The 17,736-nt window shown below is 70.9% G+C and carries 6 protein-coding genes; all 6 read left to right on the forward strand.

Annotation, left to right across the window (positions count from 1 at the left end):
- The first annotated feature begins 49 nt into the window (after positions 1-49).
- Positions 50-6,076: a ThuA domain-containing protein gene (locus E1262_RS10795; protein WP_132103141.1), complete on the forward strand. Its 6,027-nt coding sequence runs from the start codon at positions 50-52 to the stop codon at positions 6,074-6,076.
- Between the two features lie 171 nt (positions 6,077-6,247).
- Positions 6,248-10,873: a ThuA domain-containing protein gene (locus E1262_RS10800; RefSeq protein WP_203453753.1), complete on the forward strand. Its 4,626-nt coding sequence runs from the start codon at positions 6,248-6,250 to the stop codon at positions 10,871-10,873.
- A 90-nt stretch (positions 10,874-10,963) separates the two neighbouring features.
- A complete protein-coding gene (locus E1262_RS10805; RefSeq protein WP_132103142.1) occupies positions 10,964-11,728 on the forward strand; it encodes a hypothetical protein in 765 nt (254 codons plus the stop codon).
- Positions 11,729-11,939: 211 nt separating this feature from the next.
- Positions 11,940-13,142, forward strand: coding sequence for an ROK family transcriptional regulator (locus tag E1262_RS10810; protein WP_132103143.1), 1,203 nt, complete (start codon positions 11,940-11,942; stop codon positions 13,140-13,142).
- 264 nt (positions 13,143-13,406) lie between these two features.
- On the forward strand, positions 13,407-14,354 hold the full coding sequence (locus tag E1262_RS10815) for a sugar phosphate isomerase/epimerase family protein (RefSeq protein ID WP_132103144.1): 948 nt from the start codon (positions 13,407-13,409) through the stop codon (positions 14,352-14,354).
- A 27-nt stretch (positions 14,355-14,381) separates the two neighbouring features.
- Positions 14,382-17,717: a PQQ-dependent sugar dehydrogenase gene (locus E1262_RS10820; protein ID WP_132103145.1), complete on the forward strand. Its 3,336-nt coding sequence runs from the start codon at positions 14,382-14,384 to the stop codon at positions 17,715-17,717.
- Positions 17,718-17,736: the final 19 nt, after the last annotated feature.

The raw sequence follows: 17,736 nt of genomic DNA on the forward strand, positions 1-17,736 counted from the left end.
CCGCGGGGTTTCGAGAAGCATCGTCGCTCTTTCCCTGGAGGAACCCCTGATGTTCGTGGCTCTACGCCAGCGATGGGCCCGGCTCCTGGCCGTGCCGCTCGCCGCGTTGTTAGCGATACCACTACTCACCGCGTTACCGTCGTCGGCTCACGAAGGTGAGCACGGCGAGGCGGCACACGTCCTCATCTTCACCAAGACCACCCAGTTCCGGCACACCGAGGCGATCACGCAGGGTGTGCCCGTGCTGCAGGCGGCGTTCGAGGCCGCCGGCATCACCTCCGAGCACACCGAGGACTCCTCGATATTCAACGACGAGGACCTCGCCCACTTCGACGCGCTGGTCATGTTCCAGGCGTCCGGCGACCCGTGGACGGCCGAGGAGAAGGCCGCCATGGAGCGCTACCAGCAGGCCGGCGGCGGCATCGTCGCCATCCACAACGCCGCGGACATGCGCGGCAACTACGCCTGGTGGGACACCCTCATCGGGTCCCTGATGCCCGGCCACGCGGCCACCGGCACCAGCCCGGGCCTGCCCGGCACGGTCCGAGTCGAGGACCAGACCCACCCGTCGACGACGCACCTGCCGCAGCGATGGCAGCGCGCGGACGAGTGGTACAACTTCTCGACCAACGTCCGCGGCACGGCGCACGTGCTGGCGACCATGGACGAGACGACGTACAACCCGGGCAGCAACGCCATGGGCTACGACCACCCGATCTCGTGGTGCAAGCCGTACGACGGCGGCCGCGCCTGGGTGACGGCGATGGGCCACTTCGGTGCCCACTACACGCAGGAGGCGGACTTCGTCCAGCACATCGTCGGCGGTGTGCAGTGGGCCGCCGGCGTCGCCGAGGGCGACTGCGGCGGCACGGTGTGGGAGCAGTTCGAGCGGGTGCCGCTGGACCAGAACACCAGCGCGCCGTTCGCGATGGACGTCGCACCGGACGGCCGCGTCTTCTTCACCGAGCTGGTCCGCGGGGAGATCCGCGTCTATGACCCGGCCACCCAGACCACGTCGACCGCCATCACCATCCCGGTCTACTCCGGTGGCGAGGACGGCCTGCTGGGCATCGCACTGCACCCGGACTTCGAGCAGAACGGGCACCTGTACGTCTACCACTCGAAGGCCAGCGCCAACGACTCCGACCCGGCGAACTTCATCAGCACGCTGTCGCGGTTCACCGTCGGCCCGAACTCGCAGATCGACCCCGCGTCGGAGGAGGTCATCCTCGAGGTGCCGGCCCGCCGGCTCCCGGACGAGCCCGGCCACACCGGCGGCGGCCTGGAGTTCGACGCGAACGGCAACTTGTACCTCGGCGTCGGCGACGACGTGAACCCGCACTCCGAGCCGTCGGGCGGCTACGCACCGCTGTCCGAACGCGACGGCACCTTCCACGACGCCCGTGCGACGTCGGCGAACACCAACGACCTGCGCGGCAAGGTGCTGCGCATCACCCCGCAGCCGGACGGCGGCTACACGATCCCCGAGGGCAACATGTTCCCGCCGGGGACCGAGGGCACCCGCCCGGAGATCTACGCGATGGGCTTCCGCAACCCGTTCCGGTTCTCCATCGACCCGGAGACCGGCGCGCTCGGCGTCGCCGACTACGCCCCGGACAACAGCCAGGCGAACGCGAACCGCGGCCCGGCCGGCATGGTCGAGTGGAACCTCATCAAGGAGCCCGGCTTCTACGGCTGGCCGCTGTGCATCGGCCCGAACGAGCCGTACCGCGACGTCGACTACCGCACCAACCCGGTGACGGTCGGCGACTACTTCGACTGCGCCAACCCGGTCAACGACTCCGTCCGCAACACTGGCCTGACGCAGCTGCCGCCGGCTCAGCAGCCGGCGATGTGGTACGGCTATCAGACCTCGTCGGTCCCGGCGGTCATCCCGGCCGGCGGCGGGCTGGCGCCGATGGGCGGCCCGTTCTACGACTTCGACCCGGCGCTGGAGTCGGACACGAAGTTCCCGGAGTACTACGACGGCAAGCCGTTCTTCTACGAGTGGTCCAAGAACAAGATGTACTCCATCGACCTCAACGAGCAGTCGGGTGCTTTGGAGAAGATCAACCCGTTCCTGCCCGGTGAGCAGTGGATGGCGCCGATCGACTCCACGTTCGGTCCCGACGGCTCGCTGTACGTGCTCGACTGGGGCGGCGGCTTCGGCCGCGACAACCCGAACTCCGGGCTGTACCGCGTCGACTACGTGTCCGGCTCGCGCTCGCCGGTGGCGCACGCGACGGCGACGCCCGACTCCGGCCACGCACCGCTGACCGTCCAGCTGGACGGCTCTGGCAGCAGCGATCCGGAGAACGAGGCGCTCACCTACGCGTGGGACTTCACCGACGACGGCACCGTCGACTCCACCGAGCCCGAGGCGTCGTTCACCTACACCGAGAACGGCGTCTACAACGCCCGCCTCACGGTGACCGACCCGCACGGCAAGACCGGCACGACCACCGTGCCGATCACCGTCGGCAACACCCGCCCGGAGGTGGACTTCGACCTGCCGCCGGACGGCGCGTTCTTCGACTTCGGCGACACCGTCGAGTGGAACGTCGAGGTCACCGACGTCGAGGACACCGAGATCGCCGACGAGGACGTCGTCATCCAGCCGGCCCTCGGCCACGACGACCACCCGCACCCGGCCGAACCGCTCAGTGGGCGGACCGGCTCGCTGGAGACGGCGCTCGGCGGCGGGCACAGCGAGGACATGAATGTCTTCTACATCCTCAACGCCCGCTACACCGACGGCGGCGCCGGCGGCGGCATCCCGCCGCTGACCGGCGAGGACACGTCGCTGCTGTTCCCGCGGCAGCGCGAGGCCGAGTTCTACGACGACGCCGAGGGGATCACCACCGGCTCGTCGCGTGACATCGAGGGGCACGGCACCGCGATCGCCGGCCAGAACGGCGCCTGGGCGTCGTTCGACCCGGTCAACCTCCTGAACGTCGACGCGCTCGTCCTGCGGGCGTCGTCGGTGGCCGGCGGCCCGATCGAGCTGCGCCGCGACGCACCCGACGGCCCGCTGCTCGGCACCGGCCAGGTGCCGGCGACGGGAGCCGGCGCGTACGCCGACGTGGTGGTCGACGTGGACGACCCGGGCGAGAGCTTCACGCTCTACGCGGTGTTCCCGGGTGCCGGCGAGCGGCGGCTGAACTTCGTCGAGGCCGACGGCAAGGGTGCGGCGACCACGACGAAGCCGAAGGTCGCCATCACCGCGCCGACGCCGGCCGACGAGCTGGAGCCGGGCGAGATCCAGGTGACGGCGCAGGCCAGCGACGCGGAGAACACGATCACCCAGGTCGAGTTCTTCGCCGGCGACCAGTCCATCGGCGTCGACACCGAGGCTCCGTACGCGGTCACGTGGACGGTGACCGAGGAGCAGCGCTACCGGCTGACCGCCGTCGCCACCAATGACCTCGGCGTCAGCACGACGTCGCGGATCGTCCAGGTGGAGGTCGGCGACCTGTTCGGCGACTGGCAGACGTTCTCGCACGCCAATGCGAACGGGACGTTCGACCGTCCGGACACCAACACCTGGGTGATCGAGACCGGCGGCGCCAACATGTGGCAGGGGACGGACCAGTACAGCGCCGTGTACCTGCCGGGTGCGGCCGGGGCCACCGGTGACCAGTGGACGGCGACGGCCAAGGTGGTCAGCCAGACCAACTCGAACAACTCCGCCAAGGCCGGTCTGATCGTCCGCAACGACGTCACGCAGCCGGGCGTCTCGCCGGGCTACGCGGCCATGGCGATGCGTGCGGGGAACAGCTTCGAGTGGCTGCGCGACAGCGACGGCAACGGCCAGCTCGACGCCAGCACCGGTGCGGGCACGCACGGCTACCCGGCGTGGGTCCGAATCGTCCGCGACGGCGACCAGTACACGTCGTACTGGAGCCGGGACGGCGAGACGTTCACCCAGGTGGGCGATCCCGTGACGCTGCCCGGTGCGGCCGACGTCCAGGACATCGGCCTGGCCGTCACCGCGCACAGCAGCACGGCGCGCAGCACGGCGGTGTTCACCGACTTCGTGCTCGAGGACGGGCTGCCCGGCCCGGACCCCGAGCCGGAGGAGCCGCCGGTCTGCCTGATCACCGGGACCGACCAGTTCGACGGGTCGGAGCTGAACGACCGCCGGTGGACGACGGTGCGCAGCGCCGACGGCCTCCCGGTGAGTGTCGCCGACGGCGGCCTGGTGCTGCCGGTCACCAACGGCGACATCAACGAGGCGTCCACCGGCCCGATCAGCTACGTCGGCCAGCCCACCCGCGCCGGAGCGTGGACCGTCGAGACCGAGGTCTCGCTGGCACACACCCGCGAGTGGCAGCACGCCGGCCTGCTGATGCACGGCAGCGACGACGACTACGTCAAGCTGGCCTTCACCCGCAACAGCTCCGGCGGCCGGCTCCTCGAGTTCCAGACCGAGGCCGGCGGCACCCGGACCTGGCACGCCAGCGTCACGCTGCCGGCGGACTTCCCGGCGACGGCGCACCTGCGGCTGGCCAGCAACGGCACGCAGGTGACGGCGGCCTACTCGGCCGACGGCACGACGTGGACGGCGCTGTCCGGCGCGGCGCAGGTGATCGAGGACTCGACGATCGGCCTGATGGCGGCCGGCGACACCGCGGCGCACGCCGTGAACGCCGTGTTCGACCACTTCACCATCACGCCGGACGTCGAGGACGACGGCGAGCGGGAGCCCTCCGACGAGTTCGACGGCAGCGCGATAGACGGCTGCCGGTGGAACGCGGTGGTGCGCTACGACTCGTCGAAGGTGTCGATGGCCGACGGCCGGCTGAGCATCCAGACCCAGCCGGGCGACATCAACGGCTCGGCCAATGAGGATCCGCGCAACTTCATCCTGCAGGAGGTCCCGGAGGGCGACTGGACGATCGAGACGCGCCTGACGCCGACGATGCTGCACCAGTGGCAGCTGGCCGGGTTCGTGGTGTACGGCGACGACGACAACTACGTGAAGTTCGACGTCGTCGCGCAGAACGCTCCGGGCGCGGCGAAGGACCTGCACGCCGAGCTCGTCTCGGAGAAGGGCGCCCAGTTCGGCAACGGCGGCAACCGCAACATCGACATTCCGGAGACCAGTGAGAGCGGCTGGTTCTACCTCCGGCTGACGAAGAGCGGTGACACCTACACGGCGGAGATCAGCGACGGCGGGGTCACCTGGACGCCGCTGGGCGAACCGGTCACCAACGACGCCGAGCTCACCTCGTTCGGCCTCATGGCGATCGGCCCGGATCAGACCCAGCCGGTCACGGTGGCGTTCGACTACTTCCGGGTGCTGCAGGACAGCGCACCGCCAGTGGTGGAGGTGGCCGCCGACCCGGCCGCTCCGAACGGCGACAACGGCTGGTACGTCAGCCCGGTGACGGTGTCGGCGTCGGCGACCGACGACAGCGGCGGCGACGTCGCCATCGAGGTCTCCGTCGGCGGCGGCGAGTGGGCCTCGTACACCGGCCCGGTCAACGTGACCGCGGACGGCGTCCACGAGCTGCGGTTCCGTGGCACCGACCCGGCCGGGAACACGTCCGAGCCGGTGGCGGCGACGGTCCGGCTCGACGCGACCGCTCCGGAGGTCACGGTCGGCGGCGTCACCGACGGCGCCACCTACGACCTGGCGACGGCGCTGGAGGCGGCCGCGACAGCTACCGACGCCGGGTCCGGCGTGGCCGCGGTCGCGGTGACCCTCGACGGTGCGGCGGTGACCAACCCGGCCACCCTCACGCCGGCGGTCGGCGCGCACGAGCTCGTGGCGGCGGCGACCGACCAGGCCGGCAACGTCACGGAGGTGTCGGTCTCGTTCGAGGTCGTCGCCACGTACGACGGCGCGAAGGCGCTGGTACAGCAGTACCGGGACGACCGGACGGTCAACCGGAACCAGGGCGTCCAGCTGTCGACCTACCTGGCCAACGCCGAGCGGCTGGCCGGGCAGGGCGTGACGGCCGGCGCCGCCGAGCAGCTGGACCGGTTCGCCGCGGTCGCGGAGGGGGTGACGGACGAGACCGCGCGCGGCTGGCTGCTGGCGTACGCCGACGCGCTGCGGGCTCAGCTGTGACACCTCGCTGAGACGTGCCGGGCGGCGGTGGTCATCGTCACCGCCGCCCGGCACCCACCCAGCATCACACTCGGGCCGAGAGTGGACGGGGTTCAAGGGGCGCACGTCATGTTCGAGCAGGAGGCACTGGTGCCACACCATTCGAGATCCCGACGACCGCTGTTCAGATCCGTGGCCACCGCCGCGGCGGGAGCGCTGCTGCTGCCGCTCGGCGCCACCGCGACGACAGCCGCAGCTGACCCCCTCATCGAACCCATGCACGAGGGCGTCCACGTTCTCGTGTTCAGCAAGACCGCCGGCTTCCGGCACGACTCCATCCCGACCGGCATCGCCACCATCCAGGAGCTCGGCGCCGAACGCGGCTGGGAGGTCACCGCGACGGAGGACGCGGCCACCTTCACCCCCGAGAACCTCGCGCAGTACGACGTCGTCGTCTGGCTGTCCACCACCGGCGACGTCCTGAACGACGAGCAGCAGGCGGCCTTCGAGGCCTACATCGCGGACGGCGGCGGGTACGCCGGCGTGCACGCGGCCGCCGACACCGAGTACGACTGGGCCTGGTACGGCGGGCTGGTCGGCGCGTACTTCCAGTCGCACCCGCAGATCCAGCCGGCCACCGTCGTCGTCGAGGACCGCGTCCACCCGTCCACACAGCACCTGCCGGACCGGTGGGCGCGCACCGACGAGTGGTACGACTACCGCGCCAACCCGCGCGGCGACGTGCACGTGCTGGCGTCGCTGGACGCCGACAGCTACACCGGCGACGTCATGGGTGCGGACCACCCCATCGCCTGGTGCCACGACTACGAGGGCGGCCGGTCCTGGTACACCGGCGGCGGGCACACCCAGGCGTCCTACGCCGAGCCCGAGTTCCGCGAACACCTCGCCGGCGGCATCGAGACCGCCGCCGGAGCGGCCGACGCCGACTGCGGCGCCACCGTCACCGAGAACTTCGACCAGGTCACGCTGGCCCGCGGCCCCGAGGAGATGGGCGAGCCGATGGGCGTCGCCGTGCTGCCCGACGGCAGCGCGCTGCACACCTCGCGCGACGGCCGGGTCTTCTACACCGCGGCGGCCGGCCAGACGACACTGGCGGCCGACGTGCCGGTGTACGACTTCCGCGAGGACGGCATGCAGGGCATCGCCCTGGACCCGGACTTCGCGACCAACGGCTGGGTGTACCTCTACTACTCGCCGCCGCTGAACACGCCGCCCGGCGAGGTCGTCCACTCCAGCCTGGACCCGTCGGTCTGGGAGGCCTACGAGGGCCATAACAATCTGTCGCGCTTCAAGTTCGCCGACGGCGTGCTGGACCTGGCGTCGGAGCAGGTGATCCTGCAGGTGCCGCAGGACCGCGGCAACTGCTGCCACCACGGGGGCGAGATCGACTTCGACGCCGACGGCAACCTCTACCTGTCCACGGGCGACGACACCGACCCGTTCGAGTCCAACGGGTACGCGCCGATCGACGACCGTCCGACCCGCGCGCCGCAGTTCGACGCCCGCCGCACGTCGGGCAACACCAACGACCTGCGCGGGAAGATCCTGAGGATCACCGTTCAGGAGGACGGCGGCTATACCGTCCCGGAGGGCAACCTGTTCGCTCCCGGCGCGGACGGCACCCGGCCGGAGATCTACGCGATGGGCTTCCGCAACCCCTTCCGCATCAGCGTCGACCAGAAGACCGGCGATGTGTGGGTGGGCGACTACGGCCCGGACTCCGGCGGCCCGAACCAGTACGGCCCCGGCGGCCAGGTCGAGTTCAACCGGATCACCGAGCCGGGCAACTTCGGCTGGCCGTACTGCACCGGCCGGAACACGCCGGCGGAGACGTACGCCGACCGCGAGTTCACCTCGTACTACGGCATCGACCCGAACACCGGCCAGCCGGACCCGAACACCGGCACCAACGACCCGGTGGGTGAGAAGTTCGACTGCGCCAACGGGCCGGTGAACGACTCCGCGCTGAACACCGGGTTACCGACGGTGCCGCCGGCGCAGCCGGCCTGGCTGCCGTACGACGGCGGCTCGGTGCCCGAGCTCGGCAGCGGCAGCGAGTCGCCGATGGCCGGCCCGGTCTACCGGTACGACCCCGCGCTGGAGTCCGACACGAAGTTCCCCGAGTACTACGACGGGCAGTTCTTCGCCTACGAGTTCGGCCGGCGGTGGATCAAGAACATGTCCGTCGCGTCCGACGGCACGCCACTGCACATCGGCTCCTTCTCGAGCTTCATGCAGAACACCCAGCTGATGGACCTGGAGTTCGGCCCCGAGGGCTCGCTGTACGTCCTCGACTACGGCACCGGGTTCTTCAACGGCGACGAGAACTCCGCGCTCTACCGCATCGACTACGTCGCCGGCACCCGCTCGCCGTCCGCCGTCGCCACCGCGACGCCGACGTCCGGGCCGGCGCCGCTGACCGTCCAGTTCTCCTCGGCGGGCTCCGACGACCCCGACCCGGGCGACGTCCTCAGCTACGCGTGGGACTTCGAGAGCGACGGGACGGTCGACGCCACCGAGCCGGACGCGTCGTTCACGTACACCGCCAACGGCGAGTACACCGCGACCCTGACGGTCACCGACCAGACCGGCAACGAAGGCGTGGCCACCGCGCACATCGTGGTCGGCAACACCGCGCCGGTCGTCGAGTTCGAGTCGCCGCCCAACGGCGGCCTGTTCACCTTCGGGCAGGACGTCGCGTTCGAGGTCACTGTCACCGACCCGGACGGGCAACCGGTCGACTGCGCCGACGTCGAGGTGACGTTCGCGCTGGGCCACGACCAGCACACCCACGGCGGCGAGAGCGTGACCGGGTGCTCCGGCACCATCTCGACCGGCACCGACGGCTCGCACGGCACCGACGACAACATGTTCGGGTTGCTACTGGCCGAGTACACCGACACGCCGCCGACGCCGGACACCGTCCCCGTCACCGGCACCGCCGAGCTCGTGCTGCAGCCGCGGCACCGCCAGGCCGAGCACTTCACGGCGCAGAACGGCATCCAGGTGGTCAGCCACGGTGGAGCGGAGGGCGGCGCCCGGGTCGGCTACATCGAGCCCGGCGACTGGATCGCGTTCGAGCCGTACGACCTCGCGGGCGCGAAGTCGGTGCAGATGCGGGTGTCGGCCGGCGGCCCCGGCGGCACCGTCGAGGTGCGCACGGGTGCCCCCGACGGGCCGCTCGCGGCCACCGTGCAGGTGCCGCACACCGGCAGCCCGGACAACTACGTCGACCTCGACCCCGTCCCGCTGACCGACCCGGGGACCGGGACCGGCCCGCTGTACCTGGTGTTCCAGGGCAGTGGCGGCGGCCTCATGGACATCGACGCGTTCACGTTCAGCAGCGACCCGGGCGCCTGCCCGGACCCGGACGCGGAGGTCGATCCGAACGACGAGTTCGACGGCACCGCGCTGGACCGCTGCCGCTGGACGACGATCCTGCGGCCGAACCCGGCCCGACTTGTGGTGGAAGAGGGGCACCTACAAATCGATGCGATCGAGGGCGACATGTTCGGCGGCAACACGTCCGCCGCCAACGTCGTCCTGCAGCCGATCGCCGACCCGGCCGCCGGATTCGAGGCGACCACCCAGCTGGCCCTGCCGGCGGGCGGCGACTACGAGCAGGCCGGGCTGATCGTCCACTCCAGCGACCAGAACTTCGCCAAGGCCGTCCTCATCAACATCCCCGGTGAGGGCTGGCGGTTCGAGTTCGGCCTCAACCAGGGCGGGCAGGCGGTGTTCGACGCCGCGCTGGACCGCTCCGGGCCGCTGCCTGCGGGCATCAACGAAAACGCGTTCGTCAAGGTCGTCAGCAACGGCGCGACGCTGACGGCATACTGGTCCGCCGACGGCGAGGAGTGGACGCAGTTCGGCCGGCCGCGTCCGGCGTCGGGCCTGCCGTCGCCGCGCGCCGGGCTCGCCGCGTACAACGGCATCGGCCAGCCGGCGACGTTCGAGCACTTCCGGTTCGGTGACGACCCGGCCGTCCAGTGCGACCCGACGGACCCGGGTGCGGGCTACCAGAGTCTGTTCGACGGGACGGCGGACAGCCTGGCGGCGTGGCGGATGGCCGGTCCGGGCGGGTTCCTGCACGCCGACTGCGAGCTGGTGTCGTACGGCGGTCTGGGGCTCTACTGGTACGACCAGGCGTTCACCGACTACTCGCTGAAGCTGGACTGGATGATGCCGGGCGACGACAACTCCGGCGTCTTCGTCGGGTTCCCGAACCCGGGGACCGACCCCTGGCTGGCCGTCAACCAGGGCCACGAGATCCAGATCGACGCCACGGACGCGGCGGACCGCACCACGGGCGCGATCTACGCGTTCCAGGGTGCCGACCAGGCCGCTCGTGACGCCGCGCTGAACCCGCCGGGTGAGTGGAACTCCTACGAGATCGTGGTGCAAGGGGACCGGATCCGGGTCTACCTCAACGGTGTCCTGATCAACGACTACACCGACACCGACCCGAACCGGATGAACCAGCCGAGCTTCGTCGGCATCCAGAACCACGGCAACGGCGACGACGTGTTCTTCCGGAACGTCAGGATCCAGGAGTTCACGTTCGAGTCGGCGACGCGGCTCGTCTCGGACCTCTACGACCGGGACTCGATCAACCGGCAGCAGGAGCGGCTGCTGCTGCAGCACCTGTCCATGGCCTCGCGGCTGGCCGGCGACGGCCAGACCGCGCAGGCCGAGCGGTCGCTGGACCGCTACGACGCAGTAGCCTCGCAGGTCCAGGACGAGGCGGTTCGTACCGAACTGCTCCGCATGAGCGACGCCCTGCGGGCGCGCCTGTAACCATCCGCGGCGTCCGGGCCGGCAGCCTCGCCGGCCCGGACACCGCCCGAGAGAGGAGACGTCACCGTGCAAGCTCAACGTCCTGCGAACGTGGCGAACCGACGCGACGAATCACGGAGACCGAGCGCGCGCGGCGGACGGGGGACCGGTGCCGGCCGGTCCCCGTCCCCGGCGCCGGGGCAGCAGACCCCGCCCCGGCGCCGGGGTTTCTGGATCGCCGTCGCGGCGGTTCTCGCCGCCCTCAACATCGTGCTGGCCACCCTGGTCCTCACCGGCGGAGGCGGCGACGACGACCCTATCGCCGACCGTGTCGCCGAACTCGAGGCACAGGAGGACGCCCGTCACCTCGAGCTGGTCGGCCAGCTGACCGAGCAGACCACCACCGCGCACGGCACGCTGCTGTCCGTCATCGAAGGCCTGCACGGCGTGGTCCCGGCCGAGGGGACGGCGGCCGTCTCGCCGACCGCGGACCCGGCCGCCTGGCACGCCGCCGTCGGGTCGGCGGTGGAGGCCTTCGGCGAGCCCCCGTCCGGTTCGACGGAGTTCAACACCGCCCGCAACGGCCTGCTGCTCGCCGTCGACCTGCTCGGCTCCTCGGTGTCCGCCTACGACTCGGCGGCCGTCGCGGAGGCCGGGGCGCAACAGGACGCGCTGCTGGAGCTGTCCGGGAGGCTGCGCGACCAGGCGGTGGCCGCGTGGTCGGTGGCCGCCACTCAGCTCGACGTCCTCAACATCGACGCCGGTAACGGCCACGTCCACATCAACCTGCCGTCCCGCCCCGGCGAAGAGGTCGACCCCCACGGCGGCGTCGGCTTCGAGCCCTCCGACGAAGGGGGTCACGAGGGCCACGACTGACGCCCGGCCCGCTCGGCCCACGTCCACCTTCCCATGATCATCAAGGACTCCACCCCCTATGGCGTGGTGGATCCTTGATGATCATGGGAAGGGGTGGTGGCAACCGCTTTCCCGGCCCCAGGGTGCCCGTCAGGCTGAATGTTGAGACGGCTGTGCTCGACATGGGAGATACTTTCGCGGCGGAGCGGCGAAAGTGTGGCACGATGGGCTCATGGCGCACACGCTCGCCGGACGGCCGGAGACGGCGACCCAGGCGAAAGTCCTGAAGTTGCTGCGCGACGAAGGGCCGCTCTCCCGGGTGGAGCTCGCCGACCGGCTGGGTGTCTCGCGGACCACGATGGCCAGTGAGGTCAGCCGGCTGACGGAGCTCGGCCTGGCCGAAGGCGCGGGCCCGGCGGCCTCCCGCGGCGGCCGGCGCTCGACGCTCGTCGACCTGTCGTCGGACGTGCGGTTCGTCGGGGTGGCGATCGGGGCGACGACGGTGTCCGTGGCGCTGACCGACGGCCGGCTGACGGTGCTCGGGCAGCGCTCGGTCGACATGGACGTGCGCCTGGGCCCGGAGCCGGTGCTGGCCCGCGCCCTCGAACTGACCCACAAGGTGCTGGCCGAGCACGGTGTCACCCGCCCGGCCGGCGTCGGCGTGGGCGTGCCTGGCCCGGTCGACTTCCACGGCGGCATGCCGGTCTCGCCGCCGATCATGCCCGGCTGGGACGGCTACCCGGTCCGCGACGCGCTCGCGCGCGAGCTGGGCTGCCCGGTGCTGCTCGACAACGACGTCAACGTCATGGCGCTGGGCGAGCAGCACTCCGGGGTCGCCAAGGCGGCCCGCGACTTCCTGTTCGTGAAGATCGGGACGGGCATCGGCTGCGGCATCGTGGTCGACGGCCAGTTGTACCGGGGCGTCGACGGGTGCGCCGGCGACATCGGGCACATCCGGGTCGAGGAGTTCGGCCCGACCTGCGCGTGCGGCAACACCGGCTGCCTCGAGGCGTTCTTCGGCGGCGCCGCGCTGGCCCGCGACGCGCTCGCGGCGGCCCGCGGCGGACGGTCGCCGGCGCTGGCGTCGCTGCTGGCCGAGAAGGGCGAGAACGGCGAGCTGACCGGTGCCGACGTCGCCGCGGCGGTCGCGATGGGCGACCCGTACTCCGTCCAGATGATCCGCGACGGCGGCCACCGTGTCGGCTGGGTGCTGGCCAGCCTGGTCTCGTTCTTCAACCCCGGCCTGATCGTCATCGGCGGCCGGGTGGCCCGGCTCGGACACCCGCTGCTGGCCGAGATCCGCGGCGTCGTCTACCGTCGCTCCTTGCCGCTGGCCACCGGGAACCTGCCCGTCGTGCTCAGCGAGATGGGCGACGACGCGGGGGTCGTCGGTGCCGCCGCGCTCATCAGCGACGCCATCTTCGCCGCGCCCTGACCGGGCGCCCGTCTCGCGCCGCAGCCGCCGCATCATTCGATCGCGGCCTCCTTACTTACAACGTCAAGTTGCGAAAGTTCGCCGAGAACTGTTGACCTGGCGTTCCTCAGACGTCTAGTTTGCGTGATCACGGCCGGTTTCGGCCGGTTCTTTCGCGCGTTCGCACGGGCACGTGTCTGGGAGGAGGGGGGCATCGCTCGGCGCGCGCTCGCATCCCGTCACAGATCCCGCGCAGCGGTCGATCGGCTCAATGAGGAGAACGCGATGGCACGTCCCGAGATCAACAGACGGCAGTTCCTGAGTGCCGTCGCCGGCACGACGATGGCGGTGACCGCGGCCGGGCTGGCCGCTCCGTCCGTCGCGAACGCGGCGAAGGGCATGCTGGTGCCGCCCGGCAAGATCGGCATCCAGCTGTTCACGATCCGCAACCTCGTCTCCTCGCTCGGCTTCCGAGTGGTGTTCGAGGAGCTGGCCCGCATCGGCTACAAGAACGTCGAGTTCGCCGGCTACACCTCTCAGGCCGAGCCGGGCATCACCGTCCAGCAGATCAAGCAGCTGCTCGACGACAATGGCCTCACCGGCATCGGCAGCCATGTCAGCCTGAACGCCTTCCGGAACAACATCCAACTCGAGCTGGACCGGGCCGAGATCCTCGGCCTGCCGTTCATCGGCACCGCCAACGAGCCGGTGACGGCGGCCAACCGGACGGTCGCGGGCTACCACGCCGCTGCCGCCGAGTTCAACGCGTTCGGCGCGGCGGCGCAGGCCCGCGGGCTGCGCTGGTACCACCACAACCACCACAACGAGTTCCGCTTCGCCGCCGACGACCCCAGCGTCCGGCTCTACGACGTACTGCTGGCCGAGACGGACCCGAAGCTCGTGTTCCTCGAGATGGACATCTACTGGGCCTACGTGGGCCAGCACATCGCGCCCGGCTTCGACCCGATCCAGTACGTCGTCGACAACCGGCTGCGCTACCCGCTGTTCCACGCCAAGGACGGCCGCCGGTCCACGGCGGCCAACGGCTACGACATCGTCGAGTTCGGTGCCGGCGACATCGACTTCGAGCGCTTCTACAGCACCATCGGGTCGCGCGGCCGGCACTACTCGCTGTGGGAGCAGGACAACGCGCCGAACACGCCGGCGGAGGCCGGTGGCGCGCTCGGTGCCGCGGAGCGCAGCTACGACAACATCTACGAGCTGCGCGGCTGACGCGGCGCCGGACGAGGGGACGCAAAGATGCGCCGCATCCGCACCACGCTGACCACCCTGGTGGCCGCCGCCCTGTTCCCCGTGGCCGCGCTCACGGCGACAACGCCGGCAGTCGCGCACGACAACCACGAGCCGGGCGCCGATGACCCCGCCCTGGACTGGGACAACTACGAGAAGATCCTGCTGAGCAAGAACACCGGCGAGCCGATCGACCTCGCCGTCCTGCCGGACTCGCGGGTGCTGCACACCGCCCGCAACGGCGCCGTGCGGCTGACCGACCCGGCCACCGGCATCACCCGGACCATCAACACGATCGACGTCTACGCGAACTCGGAGGACGGCCTGCAGACCATCGCGATCGACCCGGACTTCGAGACCAACCAGTGGGTGTACCTGTTCTACGCGCCACGCGTCATGGAGCCGCCGTACCCGCAGACGACGCCGACCGGCAGCGCGCCGAACTCGCTCCCCGCCGGCGAGACCGAGGCCTACTGGGACCGCTGGAAGGGCTACAACGTCCTGTCCCGGTTCAAGTGGAACGAGGAGACCGACTCGCTGGACCTGTCCACCGAGCAGGAGATCATCAAGGTCGAGACACAGCGCGGCCAGTGCTGCCACGTCGCCGGTGACATGGCGTGGGACGCCGACGGCAACCTCTACCTGTCCACCGGCGACAACACGCCGGCCAGCACGCCGGGCGCCAACGGCATGGCACCCAACAACGACGCCCCCGGCATGAACCCGGGCTTCGACGCCCGCCGCGGCCCGGGCAACACCAACGACCTGCGCGGCAAGATCCTGCGGATCACGGTGCAGGAGGACGGCTCGTACACGATCCCGGAGGGCAACCTGTTCCAGCCGGACACGGCAGGGACCCGGCCGGAGATCTACGTCATGGGCGTGCGCAACCCGTTCCGCATCGACTACGACGTGCAGACCGGCGCGCTGGTCTGGGGCGACTACGGCCCGGACGCCGGCGCGCCGAACGCCCAGCGCGGCCCGATGGGCTACGTCGAGTGGCAGTCGACGCTCGAGCCGATCAACGGCGGCTGGCCCTACTGCCACGGCCCGAACGCCAACTACAACGAGTGGAACTACGCGACGGCGACGCCCGGGGCGTGGTTCGACTGCGAGGCGGGCGCGGAGAACAACTCGCGCTGGAACACCGGCCTCGACGTCGTCCCGCCGGCCACCGCGCCGCACCTGTACTACGGCGACAACGCCAGCCACCAGCCGTGGCCGGAGCTGACCGACCTCGGTGGCGGCGGCCAGGGCCCGATGGGCGGCCCGGTCTACCAGTACGACCCGGACAACCCGTCGCCGGCGAAGTTCCCCGAGTTCTGGGACGGCCACCCGTTCTTCGGCGAGTTCTCCCAGGACTACGTCGCCGTGTTCGACCTCGACCTGGCCACCAGCGGCCCGGTCACGGACATCATCGACTTCCTGCCGAACGCGCACCTGACCCACGTCGCCCAGCCGATCTGGGACAACGTCATGGACATGGAGTTCGGCCCGGACGGCTCGCTGTACGTGCTGGAGTACGGTGACGGCTTCTTCCGGCAGAACGCCGACGCCGGCCTGTACCGGGTCGACTACGCGGAGGGCAACAAGTCGCCGCAGGCCCGGTTCACCGCCGACCCCATCTCCAGCAGCAGCGCACCGCTGACGGTCACGTTCGACGCGTCCACCTCGGCCGATCCCGAGGGCGCCGCGCTGACGTACGAGTGGGACTTCGACGGCGACGGCGCGTTCGACGCCACCGGCGTCGCGGTCACACACACGTACACCGAGCTCGGCCAGTACAACGCCGCGCTGCGGGTGACCGACCCGTCCGGCAAGTTCGGTGTCCGGTCGACGCAGGTCACCGTCGGTAACGTGGCCCCGACGGTCACGCTGGACACCCCGACCGGCGCGTTCTTCGACTGGGGCCAGGCAGTGCCGGTGACCGTCTCCGTCAGCGACGCCGAGGACGGCGACACCCCGGTGTGCTCCCGCGTCAACTGGGCGTTCGGCCTCGGCCACGACGAACACGCGCACCCGCTCACCTCCGGCGCGGGCAGCTGCAGGTTCGGCGTCCCGACGCCGGCCGACGCGCCCGAGCACGGCGTGACGGAGAACATCTACGGCGGTCTGGTGGTCGGCTACACCGACGCCGGGCACCTCGGGGTGCCGCCGGCCCGCGGCGAGGCGTCGCTGCTGCTGAACCCCAAGACGCAGCAGGCGGAGTGGTTCGACGTCAGCAACGGCGTGACGATCACCGACGACCCGGACGCGCGTGGCCTGCGCAAGGTGACGTCGTTCGACGCCGGCGACTGGATCGCCTTCGACCCGGTCAACCTGGTGAACATCGACAGTGTCGTCGCCCGCGCCTGGGGACGGGGCACCCTGCACCTGCGCTGGAACGACCCGAAGGCGGCGCCGTTCGCGACCATCTCGTTCCGCAACCGCACCGGCTGGTTCGAGCTCGAGCAGGCGCTCACCAACGCGCCTGCGGGCTCGGGCCGGCTGTACCTGACGTCGACCAGCGGGTTCGACCTCGACGAGCTGCGCTTCGTCGGCAACGGCGTCGCCGACGTCACCCCGCCCACGGTGAGCCACACGCTCAACCCGGCGGCTCCCACCGGCCAGAACGGCTGGTACACCGGTGATGTCGCGCTCACCGTCAACGCCACCGACAACGGCACCGTCGCCAGCCGGCAGCGGTCCCTGGACGGCGGCGTCACGTGGGCCAACGCGAACAACCCACTGACCATCACGGCCGATGGCAGCACGACGGTGCACTACCGGGCCACCGACAACGGCGGCAACGTGTCGTCAGTCGGCTCCGTCACCGTCAAGATCGACAAGACGCCGCCCGCCGCGTCGATCGGCGGGGTCGAGAACGGCGGCAGCTACGCCGCGAGCGGCACGCTCACGCCGTCGTTCGCCGGCACCGACGCGGTCTCGGGGATCGCCTCGGTGGCGGGAACGCTTGACGGCGCACCGCTGGCCTCCGGGTCCACGCTCCAGCTGTGGACGCTGACCGTAGGCCAGCACACGCTCGCCGCCACGGCCACCGACAACGCCGGCCGGCAGGGCACCGCGACGACCGCGTTCACGGTGACCACGTCGCTGGCGGACCTCGCGGCGATCGTCGACCACTACGCCGGCGCGGGCGCCTTCACGACAGCGGGGGAGAGCCGGCTGCGGCTGCACCTCGACACCGCCATCCGTAACGCCGAGGCGGGCCGTCCCGACAGCGCCGTCCGCTCGTTGGCGCAGTTCGCCTCGACCGCCCGGAGCGCCACGTTCGTCACCGACGCCGCCGCGCGGACCGTGCTCACCCACCACGCGGAGGTGCTGACCGCCCAACTGAGCGCCTGAGGATCCATCCCGGGCACGC

Source organism: Jiangella aurantiaca (assembly GCF_004349105.1).
Lineage (GTDB): Bacteria > Actinomycetota > Actinomycetes > Jiangellales > Jiangellaceae > Jiangella > Jiangella aurantiaca.